The sequence below is a fragment of the Bacillus cereus group sp. BfR-BA-01382 genome (assembly GCF_022663475.1).
Taxonomy (GTDB): Bacteria; Bacillota; Bacilli; order Bacillales; family Bacillaceae_G; genus Bacillus_A; species Bacillus_A thuringiensis_S.
Genome location: NZ_JAKUFQ010000375.1, coordinates 1 through 264 on the forward strand (window position 1 = coordinate 1; position 264 = coordinate 264).

The following is a 264-nucleotide window of genomic DNA, read 5'->3' on the forward strand; positions in this document are numbered from 1 at the left end:
ATGTTAATTTAACAAGAAATACGCCTCCCGCAGCTAATAAAAATAACACTACTTTCCCCTTATTTTTCACTCTCGGTTCCCTTTTCATTTCCATTCCCCTTAGTATGTTAAAAATATTAATCAAACGTTTGTTTAACTGTGTTTATGCATATGTAAGCCAACTAATCAAACGTTTGTTTAAAAAGAAATACGCCTATATAAGGCGCATTTTCATCAATCACCACCACCGCAGCTTCCCCCGCTATCTCCCCCAAAAGACCCTCC

At 37.5% G+C, this 264-nt stretch carries 1 pseudogene; it reads right to left on the minus strand.

Annotation, left to right across the window (positions count from 1 at the left end):
* A pseudogene (locus MR160_RS34390) lies at nucleotides 1-88 on the minus strand (histidine kinase); the annotation flags it as partial.
* Nucleotides 89-264: the final 176 nt, after the last annotated feature.